Annotated in this window: 22 protein-coding genes; 15 read left to right on the top strand and 7 right to left on the bottom strand. The window is 72.9% G+C overall.

Going from position 1 to position 18,764, the window contains the following annotated elements; all coding sequences use genetic code 11:
• Nucleotides 1-35: 35 nt before the first annotated feature.
• Together A4V12_RS03090 and A4V12_RS03085 are read left to right on the top strand one after the other, a co-directional pair.
• Entirely contained in the window at nucleotides 36-1,844 is a 1,809-nt protein-coding gene (locus A4V12_RS03090; protein WP_064067606.1) for a bifunctional metallophosphatase/5'-nucleotidase, read from the top strand.
• Between the two features lie 138 nt (nucleotides 1,845-1,982).
• Complete coding sequence (locus A4V12_RS03085) at nucleotides 1,983-2,867, top strand: phosphatidylinositol-specific phospholipase C (protein WP_064067605.1); 885 nt, start codon at nucleotides 1,983-1,985, stop codon at nucleotides 2,865-2,867.
• 163 nt (nucleotides 2,868-3,030) lie between these two features.
• Here the strand turns inward: A4V12_RS03085 and A4V12_RS03080 are convergent, their stop codons facing one another.
• From A4V12_RS03080 to A4V12_RS03060, 5 genes are read right to left on the bottom strand one after another with little or no spacing between them, the layout of a single operon-like run.
• Nucleotides 3,031-4,494, bottom strand: a complete 1,464-nt coding sequence (locus A4V12_RS03080; protein WP_064067604.1) for a sensor histidine kinase — start codon at nucleotides 4,492-4,494, stop codon at nucleotides 3,031-3,033.
• Nucleotides 4,491-5,210: a response regulator transcription factor gene (locus A4V12_RS03075; protein ID WP_064067603.1), complete on the bottom strand. Its 720-nt coding sequence runs from the start codon at nucleotides 5,208-5,210 to the stop codon at nucleotides 4,491-4,493. The genes A4V12_RS03080 and A4V12_RS03075 overlap by 4 nt, the downstream gene beginning before the upstream one ends.
• Before the next feature lie 20 nt (nucleotides 5,211-5,230).
• Nucleotides 5,231-6,448 (bottom strand): S1C family serine protease, encoded by a 1,218-nt coding sequence (locus A4V12_RS03070; protein WP_423563779.1) that lies wholly within the window; start codon nucleotides 6,446-6,448, stop codon nucleotides 5,231-5,233.
• Nucleotides 6,433-7,461 (bottom strand): LacI family DNA-binding transcriptional regulator, encoded by a 1,029-nt coding sequence (locus tag A4V12_RS03065; protein WP_064067601.1) that lies wholly within the window; start codon nucleotides 7,459-7,461, stop codon nucleotides 6,433-6,435. The genes A4V12_RS03070 and A4V12_RS03065 overlap by 16 nt, the downstream gene beginning before the upstream one ends.
• A gap of 24 nt (nucleotides 7,462-7,485) precedes the next feature.
• A complete protein-coding gene (locus tag A4V12_RS03060) occupies nucleotides 7,486-8,280 on the bottom strand; it encodes a response regulator transcription factor (protein WP_064067600.1) in 795 nt (264 codons plus the stop codon).
• A gap of 218 nt (nucleotides 8,281-8,498) precedes the next feature.
• On the opposite strand from A4V12_RS03060, the gene A4V12_RS03055 reads away from it, so the two are divergent.
• From A4V12_RS03055 to A4V12_RS03025, 8 genes are all read left to right on the top strand, one after another.
• Nucleotides 8,499-9,317, top strand: coding sequence for an alpha/beta hydrolase (locus tag A4V12_RS03055; protein WP_064067599.1), 819 nt, complete (start codon nucleotides 8,499-8,501; stop codon nucleotides 9,315-9,317).
• A gap of 42 nt (nucleotides 9,318-9,359) precedes the next feature.
• The gene (locus tag A4V12_RS03050; protein WP_064067598.1) at nucleotides 9,360-9,614 is read left to right on the top strand and encodes a MoaD/ThiS family protein; all 255 of its coding nucleotides are present in this window, start codon (nucleotides 9,360-9,362) and stop codon (nucleotides 9,612-9,614) included.
• A gap of 10 nt (nucleotides 9,615-9,624) precedes the next feature.
• Nucleotides 9,625-10,902, top strand: a complete 1,278-nt coding sequence (locus A4V12_RS03045; RefSeq protein ID WP_064067597.1) for a hypothetical protein — start codon at nucleotides 9,625-9,627, stop codon at nucleotides 10,900-10,902.
• 99 nt (nucleotides 10,903-11,001) lie between these two features.
• Nucleotides 11,002-11,694 (top strand): LmeA family phospholipid-binding protein, encoded by a 693-nt coding sequence (locus tag A4V12_RS03040; RefSeq protein WP_064067596.1) that lies wholly within the window; start codon nucleotides 11,002-11,004, stop codon nucleotides 11,692-11,694.
• 186 nt (nucleotides 11,695-11,880) lie between these two features.
• Complete coding sequence (locus tag A4V12_RS39665) at nucleotides 11,881-11,961, top strand: putative leader peptide (protein ID WP_350497993.1); 81 nt, start codon at nucleotides 11,881-11,883, stop codon at nucleotides 11,959-11,961.
• A 173-nt stretch (nucleotides 11,962-12,134) separates the two neighbouring features.
• Nucleotides 12,135-12,980, top strand: coding sequence for a sulfurtransferase (locus A4V12_RS03035; protein ID WP_064067595.1), 846 nt, complete (start codon nucleotides 12,135-12,137; stop codon nucleotides 12,978-12,980).
• Nucleotides 12,981-13,030: 50 nt separating this feature from the next.
• Complete coding sequence (locus A4V12_RS03030; protein WP_064067594.1) at nucleotides 13,031-13,318, top strand: DUF1416 domain-containing protein; 288 nt, start codon at nucleotides 13,031-13,033, stop codon at nucleotides 13,316-13,318.
• Between the two features lie 101 nt (nucleotides 13,319-13,419).
• Nucleotides 13,420-13,680, top strand: a complete 261-nt coding sequence (locus tag A4V12_RS03025; RefSeq protein WP_064067593.1) for a DUF3099 domain-containing protein — start codon at nucleotides 13,420-13,422, stop codon at nucleotides 13,678-13,680.
• Between the two features lie 46 nt (nucleotides 13,681-13,726).
• Here the strand turns inward: A4V12_RS03025 and A4V12_RS03020 are convergent, their stop codons facing one another.
• Nucleotides 13,727-14,089 (bottom strand): DsrE family protein, encoded by a 363-nt coding sequence (locus A4V12_RS03020; protein WP_064067592.1) that lies wholly within the window; start codon nucleotides 14,087-14,089, stop codon nucleotides 13,727-13,729.
• 247 nt (nucleotides 14,090-14,336) lie between these two features.
• Here A4V12_RS03020 and A4V12_RS03015 point away from each other — a divergent pair, with 247 nt between their 5' ends.
• From A4V12_RS03015 to A4V12_RS03005, 3 genes are read left to right on the top strand one after another with little or no spacing between them, the layout of a single operon-like run.
• On the top strand, nucleotides 14,337-14,909 hold the full coding sequence (locus A4V12_RS03015; RefSeq protein ID WP_064067591.1) for an FABP family protein: 573 nt from the start codon (nucleotides 14,337-14,339) through the stop codon (nucleotides 14,907-14,909).
• 39 nt (nucleotides 14,910-14,948) lie between these two features.
• On the top strand, nucleotides 14,949-15,422 hold the full coding sequence (locus A4V12_RS03010; protein WP_064067590.1) for a Fur family transcriptional regulator: 474 nt from the start codon (nucleotides 14,949-14,951) through the stop codon (nucleotides 15,420-15,422).
• A 9-nt stretch (nucleotides 15,423-15,431) separates the two neighbouring features.
• A complete protein-coding gene (locus A4V12_RS03005) occupies nucleotides 15,432-16,412 on the top strand; it encodes a YgfZ/GcvT domain-containing protein (protein WP_064067589.1) in 981 nt (326 codons plus the stop codon).
• A gap of 30 nt (nucleotides 16,413-16,442) precedes the next feature.
• On the opposite strand, the gene dtd is transcribed toward A4V12_RS03005, so the two are convergent.
• Nucleotides 16,443-16,868, bottom strand: coding sequence for a D-aminoacyl-tRNA deacylase (gene dtd, locus A4V12_RS03000; RefSeq protein WP_064067588.1), 426 nt, complete (start codon nucleotides 16,866-16,868; stop codon nucleotides 16,443-16,445).
• Nucleotides 16,869-17,012: 144 nt separating this feature from the next.
• Here dtd and A4V12_RS02995 point away from each other — a divergent pair, with 144 nt between their 5' ends.
• On the top strand, nucleotides 17,013-17,609 hold the full coding sequence (locus A4V12_RS02995; RefSeq protein ID WP_079136764.1) for an RsiG family protein: 597 nt from the start codon (nucleotides 17,013-17,015) through the stop codon (nucleotides 17,607-17,609).
• Nucleotides 17,610-17,657: 48 nt separating this feature from the next.
• A complete protein-coding gene (locus A4V12_RS02990; protein WP_064067586.1) occupies nucleotides 17,658-18,623 on the top strand; it encodes an asparaginase in 966 nt (321 codons plus the stop codon).
• Nucleotides 18,624-18,764: the final 141 nt, after the last annotated feature.

The raw sequence follows: 18,764 nt of genomic DNA, 5'->3' as shown, positions 1-18,764 counted from the left end.
GGGCCGTACACGACTTGTTGACCACGAGGGGACAGATGTCAGCGACACCGAAGAAGAACCGTGCGGGGCGGCGGATACTCGCCACCGCCGCCGGACTGGCCACCGTCGGCGCGATGGTCGCCGCCCTGCCGGCCGGCGCCGACGACCGCGGCAAGCCCGCCGGCCACCACCCGGGCCGCACCGTCGACGTGCAGCTGCTCTCCTTCAACGACCTGCACGGCAACCTGGAGCCGCCGGCCGGTTCGTCCGGGGAGGTCGTCCACCAGCACGCGGACGGCACCACGGAGAAGATCAAGGCGGGTGGCGTCGAGTACCTCGCCACGCACCTGCGCACCGCGCGCCAGGGCAACCCGTACTCCGTCACCGCCGCCGCCGGTGACATGATCGGCGCCTCCCCGCTGATGTCGGGCCTCTTCCACGACGAGCCGACCATCGAGGCGCTCAACAAGCTGAAGCTGGACGTCTCGTCCGTGGGCAACCACGAGTTCGACGAGGGGGCCAAGGAGCTGGCCCGGATGCAGAACGGCGGCTGCCACCCGACCGGCGGCTGTTACGAGGAGGGCAAGACCTTCCCCGGCGCCAACTTTCCGTACCTCGCCGCCAATGTGACGAACGAGAAGACGGGCAAGCCGATCCTGGACCCGTACTTCATCTGGGAGCGCAAGGGCGTCAAGATCGGTTTCATCGGGGTGACCCTGGAGGGCACGCCGAACATCGTCACCGCCGAGGGCGTCAAGGGCCTGAAGTTCGGTGACGAGGTCGAGACGATCGACAAGTACACCAAGGTCCTGGAGCGCAAGGGCGTCAAGTCGATCGTCGCCCTGATCCACGAGGGCGGTGCGCCGGCCTCGTCCTCGTACAACTACAACTGCGACAGCCCGGGGGCCGGCGACGGCATCTCCGGCCCGGTCGTCGACATCGCGAAGAAGCTGAACCCGCAGGTCGACGCCCTGGTCACCGGCCACACCCACCAGGCGTACGTGTGCACCGTCCCGGACCCGTCCGGCAAGCCGCGCATGGTCACCTCGGCGTCCTCGTACGGCAAGCTCTACACGGACACGACGCTGACGTACGACCGCCGGACCAAGGACATCGTGCGTACGTCGGTGGAGTCGGCGAACCACGTCGTGTCGCGTGACGTGCCGAAGGCCGCCGACATGACGTCGCTGATCGAGCGCTGGAACACGCTGGCCGCGCCGATCGCCAACAGGCCGCAGGGCTACATCTCCGCCGACATCAACGGCCGCGGCTCCACGGACTACGAGAAGCCGCTGGGCGACCTGATCACCGACGCGCAGCTCGCCGGGCTCGCCCCCGCCGACAAGGGCGGTGCGCAGATCGCGCTGATGAACCCGGGCGGCATCCGCTCGGACCTGGTGTACAAGGCGTCCGGCGCCGAGGGCGACGGGGTGGTGACGTACGGCGAGGCGTTCACCGTGCAGCCGTTCACCAACATGATGAACGTGGTCGACCTGACCGGTGCTCAGCTCATCGCGGGTCTCCAGCAGCAGGTCAGCGGCTCGAACGAGGCCTCCCCCAAGATCCTCCAGGTCTCGAAGGGCTTCACCTACACGCTCGACATGACCAGGACGGGCGCGGCGCGTGTGGTGGTCGACTCCGTGAAGCTGAACGGTGAGCCGATCGACCCGGCCAAGTCCTACCGCGTCGCGATGAACGAGTTCCTCGCGGGCGGCGGCGACGGCTTCCCGGCCCTGGCGCAGGGCAAGAACAAGCTGGTCGGCGCGTCCGACCTGGACGTCTTCAACGCCTACCTGGCGGCCAACTCGTCGGCGAGCGCGCCGATCGCGCCGCCGAAGGCCGACCGGATCACGGTCGTCAAGTAGGACGCGGTACGAGCGCGGGGCGGCGGAGCCGGTGAAACGGTTCCCCCGCCCCGCGCCCGTCTTCGGGGGCCCGGGCCGGTGGGTCCGTCCGCGCACACGTCTGGCCGTCAATGTCGTGTACGCGTCATACTGCCGCGCATGGACCTCGCCCCGGACCTGAGCCGACGGAGTTTCCTCGCGGCCACCGCCGCCGTATCCGCCACCGCCCTGCTGGGCACCCCCGCCCGCGCCCGCACCCGGACGCTCGGCACCCAGGACTGGATGGCCCGCCTCCCCGGCGACACCCCGCTGCGGACGCTGACCATCCCCGGCACGCACAACTCCGCGGCCCCCGCCGGCGGGCCGTGGGTCGCGTGCCAGAACACCGGCGTCGCCCAGCAGTTGAGCAGCGGCATCCGCTACCTGGACGTACGGTGCCGGGTCACCGGCGACGCGTTCGCCATCCACCACGGGGCGTACTACCAGAACCAGATGTTCGGCGACGTCCTCATCGCCTGCCGCGACTTCCTCGCCGCGCACCCCACCGAGACGGTGCTGATGCGGGTCAAGCAGGAGTACTCCGAGGAGCCCGACGCCACCTTCCGGCGGATCTTCGACCTCTACCTGGACGCCAAGGGCTGGCGCCCCCTCTTCCGCATCGGCGACGGCCTCCCCGCGCTCGGCGAGGCACGCGGCAGGGTCGTGCTCCTCGCCGACAACGGCGGCCTGCCCGGGGTCCGGTACGGCGACGGCGCGCTCTTCGACGTCCAGGACGACTACATGGCCGAACCGTCCGCCAAGTACCCGAAGATCGAGGCCCACTTCCGCAGGGCAGCCACGCAGCCCGGCAGGCTGTACGTCAACCACGTCTCCACCGCCGCGCTGCTCCCGCCCCGCTGGAACGCCGACCGGCTCAACCCGCGCGTCCACGGCTTCCTCGACGGGGCCGAGGCCTCCGGCTGGAAGGGCCTCGGCATCGTCCCGATGGACTTCCCCAACACCCGGGCCGGGCTCGTCGAGTCCCTGATCCGCCACAACCCCTGAGCGGGCGCACGGGATTTCCCGCCCCGGGGTTCCCCGGACCGGCGGTGAAAAACGTCATGGCGTACATCGGCCCATCCGGTTTGCGCCACGCCTTCGTGGCCGGATAGCTATGTAGGCGCACGTCCGGCCGGGACCGAGGGGGAACCGGCCCCGGCCGGACGCCTCACACCGCTCCGGGCGCGGATGGTTCGGACGGCGAGGACGGTTCGGAGGGTTCGGAGGGTTCGGACGGCGGCGGCGTCGGCGCGCCCGGCAGCCGGATCACCGCCCGCGTACCGCCGCCCTCCGCCGCCGTGAGCACCACCTCGCCGCCCGACTGCCGCACCGTCCGCGCCACGATCGACAGGCCGAGTCCCGAGCCCGGCAGGCTGCGGGCCGACGGCGAGCGCCAGAACCGGTCGAAGACGTGCGGCAGTTCGTCCGGCGGGATGCCCGGCCCGTGGTCCCGCACCGTCAGCTCCCCGTCCACCAGCGCCACCTCCACCGTCCCGCCGGGGGCCGAGAACTTCACCGCGTTGTCCAGGACGTTCACCAGCGCGCGCTCCAGCCCCGCGGGCTCCGCCCGCACGTACCAGGGGCGCACGTCGTCCGCCGTGACCGACACCTCCGGGCCCCGCAGCCGCACCCGGTCCAGCGCCGTGGCGAGGACGCCGTGCAGCGCGACCACCTCCAGCCTCCCCGGCGCCGCCGCGTCCGGCCGGGACAGCTCCTGGAGATCGCCGATGAGCGCCGCCAGCTCCGTCATCTGCGCCTTCACCGACGCCATCAGGGCCCGCCGGTCCTCCGGCGGGATCGGCCGCCCCGTCTCCTCGCTGCGCGCCAGCAGCTCGACGTTCGTGCGCAGCGACGTCAGCGGCGTGCGCAGCTCGTGCCCCGCGTCGGCGATCAGCTGCGCCTGCCGGTCGCGGGAGGAGGCGAGGGCGGCGGTCATGGCGTTGAACGACCGCGAGAGGCGGGCGATCTCGTCCTCGCCGTCCACCGGGATCCGCACCGTGAGGTCCTCCGTGCGCGCCACGTGCTCCACCGCCCCGGTCAGCCGGTCCACCGGCTTCAGCCCCGTCCGCGCCACCCACAGCCCGGCGGCACCGGCACCGACGACCCCGATGCCGGCCAGCGCGGTGAGCACCAGGGCGAGACGGCTGAGCGTGGCGTCGATCTCGGCCAGCGGCCGGGACACCGAGGCGGTCACCGGCACCCCGCCGACCGTGGTCCGGTAGCTGTGCACGCGCACGGGGGCGCCGCCGTCGGTCGAGCTGTCGTGCAGCGAGTCCGCCGGCCCGCCGCCCAGCACCTCCAGGTCCTCCGGCCGCACCTTGACCGGCGGATAGTACGGGGCGACACAGCGCCGACCGTCGGGCAGGACGAGCTGGACGTAGGCGAAGTTGGCCCCCTGCGCGGACGGCTGCGGCGGGCGGACCCCGCACGCGCCGAACGCCTGGCGCAGCACCTCGTCGGGCGCGCTGGTGTTCTTCAGCGACGTGTCCAGTTCGCCGTGCAGCTGGGCACGGGTGAAGAACCAGCACGTCACGGCCACCGCCGCGACCGCGACCGCCACCGCCGTCGCCGTCAGCAGGGCGAGCCGGGAGCGCAGCGGCAGCGCGCGGAAGCGGCGCAGCGGTCCGGTCACTCGGCGGCCCCGCCGCGCAGCACGTACCCCACGCCCCGGACGGTGTGCACCAGGCGGGGCTCGCCCGCCGCCTCGGTCTTGCGCCGCAGGTACATCACGTACACGTCCAGCGAGTTGGAGCTGGGCTCGAAGTCGAAGCCCCACACCGCCTTGAGGATCTGCTCGCGGGTGAGCACCTGCCGCGGGTGCGACAGGAACATCTCCAGGAGCGTGAACTCTGTGCGGGTCAGCTCCACCGGCCGCCCGCCGCGCGTCACCTCACGCGTGGCCAGGTCCATCCGCAGGTCCGCGAAGGCCAGGGCGTCACCCTCGGGCCGGGGCGCGCCGGAGGCCGCCGCGTACGAGCTGCGCCGCAGGAGCGCGCGGATCCGCGCGAACAGCTCGTCCAGCTCGAACGGCTTCACCAGGTAGTCGTCCGCGCCCGCGTCCAGCCCCGTCACGCGGTCGCCGACCGTGTCGCGGGCGGTGAGCATCAGGATGGGCACGGTCGAGCCGGCCGCGCGGATGCGGCGCGCGGCGGTCAGGCCGTCCATGCGGGGCATCTGGACGTCGAGGACGACGAGGTCGGGGGCGTACGCGTCCATCCGGGCGAGCGCGTCGGCACCGTCGACGGCGACGTCCGTCCCGTACCCCTCGAAGGCGAGGCTGCGCCGGAGCGCCTCGCGCACGGCGGGCTCGTCGTCGACGATCAGGATGCGGTCGGCGTCAGTGTTCATGGGGTCAGCGTCGCACGCGGTCAGGAACCGGACCGGAGGTCGTCCAGGTCGGCCTTGACGGTGTCGACGGGGATGGCGAAGCCCAGGCCGACGCTGCCGGCCGTGGAGCCGGTGGCGGAGCTGGGGGAGTACATGGCGGAGTTGATGCCGATGATCTCGCCGTTCATGTCGATCAGCGCGCCGCCCGAGTTGCCGGGGTTGAGCGAGGCGTCGGTCTGGATGGCCTTGTACGTGGTCTTCGAGTCGCCCGTGTCGCCGTTGAACCGCTGCCCGTCGAACTCGAACGGCCATCCCCGGGCACCGCCGGTGTCCGGCTGCTCCTGCTGGGCGCCGCCGTCGTCCTTGGCCACGGTGACGTCGCGGTCGAGCGCGGAGACGATGCCGCTGGTGACGGTGCCGGTGAGCCCCTCCGGGGACCCGATGGCGACGACCTGGTCGCCGACCCGGACCTTGCCGGAGTCGCCGAGGGTGGCGGCCGGGAGTCCCGACGCGCCCCGCAGGGCGATCAGGGCCAGGTCCTTGGCGGGGTCGGTGCCGACGACGTCCGCCTTGTAGGTCCTGCCGTCGCCGAGCCGGACCTTGACGGTGGAGGCGCCGGCGACGACGTGGTTGTTGGTGACGATCTCGCCCCCGGCGGTGATGATCACCCCTGATCCGGTGGACGAGCCGGAACCGGTCGTCGCGGCGATCTCCACGATGCTGGGGGACACCGCCCTGGCGACATCCGCGACGGTGCCCTTGCCGGAGCGCGACACGTTGGTGCCGGACACCGCGCCGGTGCCGGAAGCGGTGTGCGGGCCGCCCGTGAACTCCTGCACGGCCGCGGAGGCACCCCCGCCGACGAGGGCGGCGGCGACGGCGACGGCGGCGATCAGCCCCACCGGCCGCCTGCTCCCCGCGCGGCGGTGCGCGGTGGGCGGGTACGACGGGGGCGGCGGGAAGGCGAAGGGCGAGTGCGGCTCGGGGGAGGAGTGGTCCGTCATGGGTACGACTCTCGGATCCGTACATGAGAGCCGTCTGAGGACGCCCTGAGAGTCCGGGAAGAGTCTCGTATGCCCGATGTAAGGACGTGGGGCGGTCGGGGCGAGGAGCTGGGCCGGTCCGGGTGAGGAGGCGGGGCCGGGCGGGGCGAGGAGGCGGGCCGGTCCGCGCGAGGAGGCGGGGCCGGGCGGGCTCCCGCCGTGCGGGCCGCGGCCCGCCGGAGGTGCCGCCGCGTGCGGCGCTACTGGCCGTCGCAGCCGCAGGACCGGCGCACTATCAGCGCCGACGGGAACTGCTTGACCCGCTCCCGGCGCGACCCCGCCACCCGCAGGCCGTCGTCGAGCACCAGGTCCACCGCCGCGCGGGCCATGGCGGGGCGGTCGGAGGAGACCGTCGTCAGCGGCGGGTCGGTGAGCGCCGCCTCCTTGACGTCGTCGAAGCCGGCCACCGCCAGGTCGCCCGGCACGTCCAGGCGCAGCTCGCGCGCCGCGCGCAGCACGCCGATGGCCTGGTCGTCCGTGGAGCAGAAGATGGCCGGGGGGCGGTCCGGGCCCGCCAGGAGCTTCAGAGCCACCTGGTAGGCGTCGTAGCGGTTGTAGGGCGCCTGGAACAGCCGGCCCTCGACCGAGCGGCCGGACTCCAGCATCGCGCGGCGCCAGCCCTCCTCGTGGTCGGCGACCGGGTCGCCGACGGCGGGGGTGTTCTCCACGCCGCCGAGGCAGGCGACGTACTCGTGGCCGTGCTCCAGGAGGTGGCGGGTGGCGAGCTGCGCGCCGCCGATGTCGTCCGTGACGACCGCGACGTCGTCGAGGGCCTCGGGCCGCTCGTGCAGCAGCACCACGCGCGCGTCCCACGCCTCGATCTCCTGGGCGGCCCGCTCGCTCATGCCCTGGCTGACGAGGATCAGCCCGGCGACCCGCATGCCGAGGAAGGCGCGCAGATAGTGGATCTCCCGCTCGTCGCGGTAGTCGGAGTTGCCGACCAGGACCATCTTCCCGCGGTCGGCGGCGGCCCTCTCGACCGCGTGCGCCATCTCGGCGAAGAACGGCTGCCGGGCGTCGGGGACGATCATGCCTATGAGGTCCGTGCGCCGCGAGGCCATCGCCTGCGCGACGCGGTCGGGCCGGTAGCCCAGCTGCTTGATCGCTGCGAGTACCCGCTCGCGCGTGGCCGGTGCGACCGGCCGGGGTCCGTTGTTGATGACGTAGCTCACGACCGCGGTCGAAGTACCCGCAAGTCGTGCCACGTCGTCCCGCGTCACCTTGGCCACGCGCGGCAGTCTACGCGGGGTGACCTACCTCTGGGCAGGTCGTACGGCGGCTTCCTCCACCTGATCGGTGTCCTCCGGACGGGTGACGGCGGTCGCCTTGGGCGCCTTCGTCTCCTTCGTCCGGGCCTCCTCCGCCGCGCGCTCCACCTTCTCGGGCGTCACGAAGCGGTAGCCGACGTTGCGGACGGTGCCGATGAGCGATTCGTGCTCGGGGCCCAGCTTGGCGCGCAGCCGCCGCACGTGGACGTCGACCGTGCGCGTACCGCCGAAGTAGTCGTAGCCCCACACCTCCTGGAGGAGCTGCGCGCGGGTGAAGACCCGGCCCGGGTGCTGCGCCAGGTACTTCAGCAGCTCGAACTCCTTGAAGGTCAGGTCCAGGACCCGGCCCTTGAGCTTGGCGCTGTACGTCGCCTCGTCGACCGACAGGTCGCCGTTGCGGATCTCCATGGGGGAGTCGTCCGCGGTGATCTGCTGGCGGCCCGTCGCGAGCCGCAGCCGCGCCTCGACCTCGGCCGGTCCGGCCGTGTCCAGCAGCACGTCGTCGATGCCCCAGTCGGCGGTGACGGCCGCGAGGCCGCCTTCCGTGACGACCAGGATCAGCGGGCAGCCCGGCCCGGTGGAGCGGAGCAGCTGGCACAGCGACCGCACCTGCGGCAGGTCGCGGCGGCCGTCGACGAGGATCACGTCCGCGCCGGGGGTGTCCACGAGCGCAGGCCCCTCGGCGGGGGCCACGCGCACGTTGTGCAGCAGCAGTCCGAGGGCGGGGAGCACCTCCGTCGACGGCTGGAGGGCATTGGTCAGGAGCAGCAGAGAGCTCATCGCGCCCTCCGTACCCGGGTGGTCCTGTGGTCGTGCACGGTTAGCCGGCCCATGACGTCGGTCCCTCCTCGGTCCCTGCGAGGACGTTGCGGCACTGCTTCGTACGAGGCTCCCGCGCCCTGAGAGCCCTTGTTCACCTGTCTGTAACAACGGACGGAAAACACAAAAGGATCCGGGGGCTGCGTCGCCCGGATCCTCTGCCCAGGAGAATAGCCCACATGACTCCCGAGGAAGAGGGCGCATTTCACATCGTGGATGTTCCCTCGCTCACGCCCCGTCCGCTCCGCGCCATGCTGCGTACATCCGACGGGGTCCGGATCGAGGCGGTCCATACGCCGTTCGCGCCACCGCATACAGCCAGTGTCACGGACACGGCCGTCGTTGTCGCCCACGGCTTCACGGGCTCGGTCCACCGGCCCGCGGTGCGGCGCGCGGCACGGGCGTTCGCCCGGCGGGCCGGGGTCGTCACCTTCTCCTTCCGCGGGCACGGCGGCTCCGGCGGCCGGTCCACGGTCGGCGATCGCGAGGTGCTGGACCTGGCCGCGGCGGTGCGGTGGGCCCGTGAGCTGGGGTACGCGCGCGTGGCGACGGTCGGGTTCTCGATGGGCGGCTCGGTGGTGCTGCGGCACGCGGCGCTGTTCAAGGACGCGGCGCCGGAGCACACGGACGCCGTGGTCGCGGTGAGCGCGCCCGCGCGCTGGTACTACCGGGGTACGGCTCCTATGCGGCGCGTCCACTGGGTGATCACCCGGCCCGCGGGGCGGCTGGTGGGCCGCTACGGGCTGCGGACCCGCATCCACCACCGGGACTGGGACCCGGTGCCCATGCCACCGGTGGAGGCGGTACCGCTGATCGCCCCGACGCCGCTGCTGATCGTGCACGGCGACCGGGACACGTACTTCCCGGTCGACCACCCGCGGGCGCTGGCGGCCGCGGGCCCCGCCGAACTGTGGCTGGAGGAGGGCATGGGCCACGCCGAGAACGCGGCCGGCGACGCCCTGCTCGCCCGCATCGCGGACTGGCTGTCCGTGCCATAGCTCATGATGGATGCCGACGAGGCCGACGAAAGGAGTGCCGCTATGGCAGCGGGGACCATCCGCTACTGGGCCGCGGCCAAGGCGGCCGCCGGGACCGCCGAGGAGCCGTACGCCGCGGAGAACCTGGCCGAGGCGCTGGCCGCCGTGCGCGAGCGGCACCCCGGGGAGCTGACGCGGGTGCTCCTGCGGTGTTCGTTCCTGGTCGACGGTGACCCCGTCGGGACCCGGAGCCATGAGACCGTACGGCTGGCCGAGGGCGGCACGGTCGAGGTGCTCCCGCCGTTCGCAGGAGGGTGAACCCCACAGCATGAGCAGCGATCAGCAGTACCCGTACGGACAGGGGTACCAGGACCCGGACGTCGCGCAGACGTGGGAGGGCCAGACCTGGGACACCCAGTACCAGCCGGCCGTCCACCCCGTGGCGTACCAGCAGCCGCAGCCGCAGCCGCAGCCGCAGCCGCAGCAGCAGCCCGGCCCGCCGTACGCGGCGGACTCCGCCCACCTCCCGGCACAGGGCGCCGGTGGCCCGGGGGCCCACGCGCTGCCTCCGGAGGGCCCGGCCGGCCACCCGCTGCCGCCGGAGGTCCCGTACGACACACCCACGGCGTATCTGCGGCCGGTGACCCCCGGCGAGGAGCCCGCGCCCGGGTACGACCAGGCACCGGCGTACGACCAGGCAGCCGCGTACGAGCAGGCGCACGCCTACGACCAGGCGCAGCCGCACGCGCACGGCCCGGCGCACGCCGCCGCTGCCCCCACGCCCGCCCCCGCACCCGCCGAGGCCGCCGCACCGGGGTACGGCGCGCCCACCACCGCGGGGCACGTGCGGCTGACCGACGCCCAGCGGGCCCGCGCCGAGGGCCGCTCGCCGATCATCGACCCGGGCATGCAGCCGGCCGTGCTGACCGCCGCCCTGGGCGGCCTCCTCGCGGCGGGCGCCGCCCTCGGGCCGTACGGGCTGCTCGTCCCGCTCGTCCTGCTCCAGGCCGTCACCGCCGCCGGCTGGTTCCGGCTCAACGGCATGTGGCCCGCCCGCCAGGGCATCGCGCTCGCCTTCGCGGGCGGCCTCGTCTCGGACGCCGCGCTGCTGGCGGTCGGCAAGGAGCACGCGCCCGCCGCGATCCTCGGCACGCTCGGCGTGTGGGTCCTGCTGGTGATCGTGCTCCAGCTGCGCAGCCACGCGGGCTCCGACGAGCGCCAGTACGGCCTGATGGCCACCGTCGCCTCGTCGGCCCTCGCGGTCGTCGCCACCGGGTACCTGGCCGCCGCGTCCGACGCGGTCGTCGTGGGCGGCCTCGCGGTCGCCGTCACGATCGTGGCCCGCGCCCTGCCGCTGCCGGGCGTCGCCACGCTGGTGGTGGCGCTCCTCGCGGCCGCCGGCGCGGGTGCCGCCGCCGGCGGGCTGACCGGCATGGGGGCGCAGGGCGCGCTGCTGGGCCTGGGCGCCGGGGTGTGCGCCCTGGTGGGGCACCGGGTGGCCGCCTACGACTACCCGTCCCGCTTCGTCCACATGACGGCCGGGGTGGCGCTGCCGCTCGCGCTCGCCGCGCCCGCCGTGTACCTGCTGGGGCGTGCGCTGGCCTGAGCGGCGTGTGTGGGGGAAGGGGAACCAACGAGCGGACCCGCGCGTCGATCATGACGTGACGGGGGGCCGGTCGCGGACAGGGTGGGGGAACACCGAGCAATGCGAGCACTGCGAATACTGCTGATCACCGCCGTGGTCCTCGGTGGCCTCTTCGTCATCGCCGACCGCCTGGCGGTGAACTACGCCGAGTCCGAGGCGGCCGAGCGCATACGGGCGGCTCAGGGCCGGGCCGGCTCCGCCGACGTCCGCATAGCGGGCTTCCCCTTCCTGACCCAGGTCATGGGCAAGGAGCTGGACCGGGTCGACGTCACCCTCACCGACGTCGAGGCGACGGCCGGCGGGCGGAAGGTCCGGGTGACCGAGATGAAGGCCGCCCTGCACGACGTACGGCTGGAGAGCAACTTCTCGCGGGCGGTGGCCGCCTCCGCCGACGGCACCGCCCGCATCTCGTACGCCGACCTCGGCGCGGCGTCCAGCGAGGACGTGACCGTCGGCTACGGCGGCAACGGCAAGGTCAAGGTCACCGGCTCGGTCGAGATCCCGGTGCTGGGCCGGGTCACCCGCAGCGTGCTGTCCTCGGTCAGCCTGGCCGGTGACGACACCATCCGCGTGCGCGCCGACAAGGTCCCCGGCGAGGGGCTGCCGGGTGTGGAGGAGCGCGTCCGCGAGCGCACCGACTTCGACCGCCAGGTCGGCGGGCTGCCGGCCGGTCTGAAGCTGCGGAAGGTCGAGGCGACGCCGGAGGGCGTCGTGGTCACCGTCACCGGCGAGGACGTCGTGCTGACCGGCTGAAAAACCGCTCTTCGGCCACATGGTGAGACGGTGGCGTCCGATCCGCAGATGGTCGGCGGCCGGACTCCGCCCCGCGCCCGGCGGAGCCCCTCCCGGGCGGTACGTCGTCCCACATCGCGGACGATCGTGTCTCACGATACGACACGCCGGTGACACGGCGGCCCGACCGTCCCTACGATCGGCGTCATGAAGCGACAGGCGGACCTCACGAAGCGGCGGGCAGTAGACCTGTGCCGCGTCGCCGCCATGCTCTGTCGCTCCGTCTGAGCGGGAGCCCGGCCTCCCGTATCCCAGGGCCCGTCACGCACCCCGAGGCCCACCCCTGTGCCGAATCCGCCGCGTGGACCCGTACCCCCCGTACCGGGAAGCGCGCAGAGGCGAAGAGCACCCGGCACCACCCCGCCACACCCCGCCGCACACTGCCCCGGAGGAGAAACAGCATGAGCCGCAGCGACGTCCTGGTAGACGCCGACTGGGTCGAGGCCCACATCGACGACCCGAAGGTCGTCATCGTCGAGGTCGACGAGGACACGTCGGCGTACGACAAGAACCACATCAAGAACGCCGTCCGGATCGACTGGAAGCAGGACCTCCAGGACCCGGTCCGCCGCGACTTCGTCGACCAGGAGGGCTTCGAGAAGCTCCTCTCCGCGAAGGGCATCGCCAACGACGACACCGTCGTCCTCTACGGCGGCAACAACAACTGGTTCGCCTCGTACGCCTACTGGTACTTCAAGCTGTACGGCCACGAGAGCGTCAAGCTCCTCGACGGCGGCCGCAAGAAGTGGGAGCTCGACTCCCGCGACCTGGTCGACGGCTCCGAGGTCCCCAGCCGCCCGGCCACCGAGTACAAGGCCAAGGCCCAGGACACCTCCATCCGCGCCTTCCGCGACGACGTCGTGGCCGCGATCGGCAACCTGAACCTGGTCGACGTGCGTTCCCCCGACGAGTTCAGCGGCAAGCTGCTCGCCCCGGCGCACCTCCCGCAGGAGCAGTCGCAGCGCCCCGGCCACGTGCCCAGCGCCCGCAACATCCCGTGGTCGAAGAACGCCAACGACGACGGCACCTTCAAGTCCGACGAGGAGCTCAAGGCGCTCTACGCCGACGAGCAGGTCGACCTGGCGAAGGACACCATCGCCTACTGCCGCATCGGTGAGCGCTCGGCCCTGACCTGGTTCGTGCTGCACGAGCTGCTCGGCCAGGAGAACGTCAAGAACTACGACGGCTCGTGGACCGAGTACGGCTCCCTCGTCGGCGTGCCGATCGAGCTCGGCGCCAACAAGTAGTCCCGGACCTCCCGTCCTCCCCCTCCCCCGAAGACCCCTCAGGAGTACCCATGTGTGGAGCACAGGCCGGCGGCCCGGACGCTTCGACGATCAAGCCCGGTGAGACCACCATCCAGGGCCAGGTGACCAAGGACGGCGAGCCCGTCGTCGGTTACGTGCGCCTGCTGGACTCGACCGGCGAGTTCACCGCCGAGGTCCCGACCTCCGCGACCGGACAGTTCCGCTTCTACGCGGCCGAGGGCACCTGGACCGTCCGTGCCCTCGTCCCCGGCGGCACCGCCGACCGCACGGTCGTCGCCCAGCAGGGCGGCCTGGCCGAGGTCGCCATCGCCGTCTGACGGCACCGCTGTACTGGCCGAAGGGCCGCGCCTCCTGGGGGTTGGACGCTTACCGGGACCGAGGTGCGGCCCTTCGGTCGTTCCCGTCCTACGCTGGACGTATGTACGCCCGGCGTCGGCACGTCTACTTCGCGATGATGACGGCCTGCCTGGTGCTCTTCGTGGGCGCCTGGGCCGTCGTACGGCTGTGGTCCACGCCCGCCGCCGTCGCCATGTGCTTCGTCGCCATGGTCATCCCGCCGGTCGCCGCGATGGTCGCGAACCGGCGCGGCCCGGAGGACCGCTGGTGGGACGACCCCAGCGGCGACCCGAAGTCCGACGAGTGGTGGGACGAGCTCGACGGCAAGCGGAGACGCCGGTGACGGCCGGCCCCGGGACCCCGGGCCGGCGTACCGCCGTGCGCGGGCGTCAGTAGACGAGCGCCTGAGTGCCGTCGCCCAGCGCCTCGCTCACGAACACCTGCGCCCCCGCGATCCGCACGCCCTCCAGCACGTCCTCCTCCGTGATGCCGCGCCGCGCCGCGCACTGCGTGCACAGCGTGACCTTCCCGGCCGCCAGCACCGAGTCGATCAGGTCCGGCAGCGGCGCCGCGTGCGGCAGCTCGAACTCCGCCGCCCGCCCCGGCAGCGCGAACCACGAGGACTCGCCGGTCAGCCAGAGCGAGACCTCCACCCCGCTGGCCACGGCGACCGCCGCGACCGTGAAGGCCTGCGAGCAGCGCTCGGGGGCGTCGGCACCTGCGGTCACCTTGATCACGAGCTTCTTCGCCATGTGCGGAACTGTAGTGCGCCCGCCTGGGCGCAACCTCACACGGAGGGCCGTGCCCCCACCCATTACGCTGGGACCCGGCCCTTTTCTTCGCCCATACCGCTCACCGAGGAGCACCCTGTGCTTGAGGCTTTCTTCTCCGCCCTGCTGGTCCTGGTCTGCGTCGGCGTGCTCGGCTTCGCCGTGCTGACCGTGAAGAAGCTGTACCAGGGCCAGCGCTGACCACTCCTACAGATCGACTGAGCTGCTCATGATCGAGATTCCGTCCGACCTGAACCCCGACCTCGTCCCCCTCGCGTTCCTCCTGGGCACGTGGGAGGGCGCGGGCGTCTCCGACTTCCCCGGCGCCGAGAAGTGCAACTTCGGCCAGTCCGTGACCTTCAGCCACGACGGCCGGGACTTCATCGAGTACACCTCCCGCACCTGGGTCCTGGACGCCGAGGGCAACAAGGTCAAGCCCCTGGAGTCCGAGAGCGGCTACTGGCGCATCGACAAGGAGCGCAAGGTCGAGATCGTGATGGTGCGCGACCAGGGCATCGTCGAGGTCTGGTACGGCGAGCTCGCCGACCAGAAGCCGCAGATCGACCTGGTCACCGACGCCGTCGCGCGGACGGCCGCCTCCGGGCCGTACAGCGGCGGCAAGCGGCTGTACGGCTACGTGAAGGGCGACCTGATGTGGGTCGGCGAGAAGTCGACGCCCGAGGTGCCGCTGCGCCCGTACATGTCGGCCCACCTGAAGAAGGTCGTCACGCCCGAGCAGGTCGAGGCCTGGGCCAAGGACCTCGGCGACCTGCCGGACGACGGCATCGCGTTCTTCAAGTAGCCCTGGGGCTTCGCGGTCGGTGCTCCTACACTGGAGCGCGTGGTGAGCACCGACTGGAAGAGCGACCTGCGGCAGCGCGGCTACCGGCTGACTCCCCAGCGCCAGCTTGTCCTGGAGGCGGTGGACGTCCTGGGGCACGCGACGCCCGACGACATCCTCGGCGAGGTGCGCAGGACCGCCTCCGGCGTGAACATCTCCACCGTCTACCGGACGCTGGAGCTGCTGGAGGAACTGGGCCTGGTCAGCCACGCCCACCTGGGCCACGGCGCCCCGACCTACCACCTCGCCGACCGGCACCACCACCTGCATTTGGTGTGCCGCGACTGCACCGGCGTCATCGAGGCGGACGTGGAGGTGGCCGCCGAGTTCACCGCGAAGCTCCGCCGCACCTTCGGCTTCGACACCGACATGAAGCACTTCGCCATCTTCGGGCTGTGCGAGAACTGTGCGCGGAAGGCCGGGACGGGCGAAGAGGCCGAGGACGCCGACGCCCCGTCCGGCGGCGAGTCGTAGGCTGATCACATGCTGCGACCATCACCGACCAGCCCCCTGCTGTCCCTGCCAGGCGCCGTGCCCGCCGAGGGGCCGGACGAGGGCGTCGCCGCGCACTACGGCGACCTGTTCCGCGAACAGCGTGCCCTGGCCGCCGGCACCGGCCTGGTCGACCTGAGCCACCGCGGTGTCGTCACCGTCACCGGCCCCGACCGGCTCGGCTGGCTGCACCTGCTCCTCACGCAGGCCGTCAGCGAACTCCCCGCCGGGCAGGCCACCGAGGCGCTGATCCTCTCCGCCAACGGCCACATCGAGCACGCGCTGTACCTGGTCGACGACGGCGAGACGGTCTGGGCGCACGTCGAGCCCGGCACGCAGGAGGCGCTGATCGGCTACCTGGAGTCGATGAAGTTCTTCTACCGGGTCGAGGTGGCCGACCGGACCGACGAGATCGCCGTCGTCCACCTGCCGGCCGGTTCGATCGCCGACGTCCCCGAGGGCGTCGTCGTCCGGGAGACCCCGCACGGCCGGGACCTGTTCCTGCCGCGCGGCGACCTGGAGGCGTACGCCGGGAGCCACGGCCCGCTCGCCGGCATCTGGGCGTACGAGGCGCTGCGCGTCGAGGCGCACCGGCCCCGGCTCGGGTTCGAGACCGACCACCGCACCATCCCGCACGAGATCGGCCTGATCGGCACCGCCGTCCACCTCCAGAAGGGCTGCTACCGCGGTCAGGAGACCGTGGCGCGCGTCCACAACCTGGGGAAGCCGCCGCGCCGGATGGTCTTCCTGCACCTCGACGGCAGCGAGGTGCACCTGCCCGCGCACGGGACCCCGATCCGGCTGAAGGCCGACGGCGAGGAGGGCCGGCAGCTCGGGTTCGTCACCACCGCCGTACGCCACCACGAGCTGGGCCCGATCGCGCTCGCCCTGGTGAAGCGGAACGTGCCGGTGGACGCCGACCTGCTGGCGGGCGGTACGGCCGCCGCCCAGGAGGTCGTGGTCGAGGCGTAGGCGCCGCCGGGGCGCCTGGATCCGGGCGCCTCACACGTCGATGACGATGGTGAACGGGCCGTGGTTGGTGAGCGAGACCCGCATGTCCGCCCCGAACCGGCCCGTCTCCACCGTCGCCCCCAGCTCCCGCAGCCGCGCCACCACCTCGTCGACCAGCGGCTCGGCGACCTCGCCCGGCGCCGCGGCGTTCCACGTGGGGCGACGGCCCTTGCGGGCGTCCCCGTAGAGGGTGAACTGCGAGATCACCAACAGGGGTGCCCCGACGTCCGAGCAGGACTTCTCGCCCTCCAGGATCCGCACCGACCACAGCTTCCGGGCCAGCGTCGCGGCCTTCTCGGCTGTGTCCTCGTGGGTCACGCCCACCAGGACGCACAGCCCCTCGCCGTGAATCGCGCCGACCGTCTCACCGTCGACGACGACCTCGGCCCCGTCGACCCTCTGTACCACTGCACGCATGCGGACCAACCTATCCGCGTCCGAACGGGTGCACGCGACTGCATCGGCACCGGCACAAATGGCACCATGCCTCTCAGGCGGTGCTTCCCCTCGGCCCTTCGGGCCCGGGGAGACCTCGAGCACCGGTCGAGGGGACGGATTCCTATGAGCACACCAGGCGCCGGGCAGACGCCGCATCCCGTACCGATGACATGTGCCGCCGGCAGGGGGCCGCTGCGGCCCCCCACCCAGCGGACCGGTGATGCCGTCCTGCCGGAGGCGCGGCAGCACGACCTCACGAACCTGCGGCTGCCGGAGCTGCGGGCCCTGCGCCGGGACTCGCACGGCGACGAGGCGGACCTGAGCTACGTGCGCAGGCTGCTGCAGGGCCGGATCGACATCCTCCGCGCCGAGCTGGCGCGGCGGGGCGGGACGGAGGTGCCGGTGGTCGACCGGCTGTCGGAGATCCTCGCCGACACCCCGTCGCGGCACCGGTCGTCCGCCCGCCACGTGACGGTGGCCACCCCCCGCGGCGAGGAGTACCGGCGGCTGGCCGCCGAGATGCTGGCGGAGGTCGAGCTGTCCGACCTGACCGCCCGAACGGACGAAGAGCTGCACGCCGCGATGGGACGGCTGGCACGCTACGAACAGCAGGTCTCCCGGCGCCGGCAGCAGCTCCAGCGCACGGCCGACGACTGCAGCGCCGAGATCGCCCGCCGGTACCGTGAGGGCGAAGCACAAGTGGACGACCTGCTCCGCTGAGGCCGCGAGGCGGCGGGGCACCGTTCCCCGGAAGGAAGGCCGGCCGCCATGAGTTCCTCCACCAGCACCGCAGTCATCCCCCCGGTCCTCGCCGAGGTGGTCCGCTCCGGGTACGTCGAGGGGCACCACCGGGGGTCGCTCGTCCTGCTCGGCGCGGACGGCACCGTCGAGATGTCGGCCGGCGACCCGTCGGCCCCGGTGTTCCCGCGCTCGTCGAACAAGCCCCTCCAGGCCGCGGCGGTGCTGCGGGCCGGTGCGGAGCTGACCGGGGAGCGGCTGGCGCTGGCCACCTCCAGCCACTCCGGCGAGCCGTTCCACCTGGACCTGGTCCGCAAGATGCTCGCCGAGCACGGGTTCACCGAGTCCGACCTGCGGACCCCGCCCGGCCTGCCGCTCGACCAGGTGGAGGCCGAGGCGCACCTGGCCGCCGGCGGCGTCCGGGAGCGGGTCGTCATGAACTGCTCGGGCAAGCACGCGGCGATGCTGGCCGCCTGCGCGCACAACGGCTGGGACCCGGCCGCCTACCTGGACCCGGAGCACCCGCTGCAGCGGCTCGTCCGCGACGAGATCGAGACCGCGACCGGCGAGACGGTGGCGGTGGTCGGCACCGACGGGTGCGGTGCGCCGCTGATGGCGGTCGGCCTGGTGGGCCTCGCGCGGGCGTTCCGCTCGTACGTGCTCGCCGAGCCGGGGACGCCGCAGCGGCGGGTCGCGGACGCGATGCGGGCGCACCCGGAGTACGTGGCGGGGACCCGGCGGCCGGACACGTGGCTGATGCGGGAGGTGCCGGGGGCGCTGTCCAAGATGGGCGCCGAGGCCGTCCAGGCGGTCGCCCTCGCGGACGGGCGGGCGCTCGCCTTCAAGATCGACGACGGTTCCGGGCGGGCGACGGGCCCGGTCCTCGCGCGGGCGCTGCGGATCCTCGGCGTCGACTCCCCGGTGGTGGACCGCATCGCCGACGTCCCGCTGCTGGGCGGCGGGCAGCGGGTGGGGGAGGTCCGGGCGGCCTTCTGACGGGCCCGGGAGGCGCGGACGCGGGCGGTACGCCGGCCCGGGCGGGCCCCGGTGGGGTGCCCGGGCGCGGGCCCCGGTGGGCGGGCCCGGTGGGTGCCCCCGTACGGCCCGCGCGGGGGCGCCGGAAAACCGGATGCGGGC

Source organism: Streptomyces noursei, from assembly GCF_001646665.1.
GTDB lineage: Bacteria > Actinomycetota > Actinomycetes > Streptomycetales > Streptomycetaceae > Streptomyces > Streptomyces lavendulocolor.
This window is presented reverse-complemented; position numbering and strand designations above follow the sequence as displayed.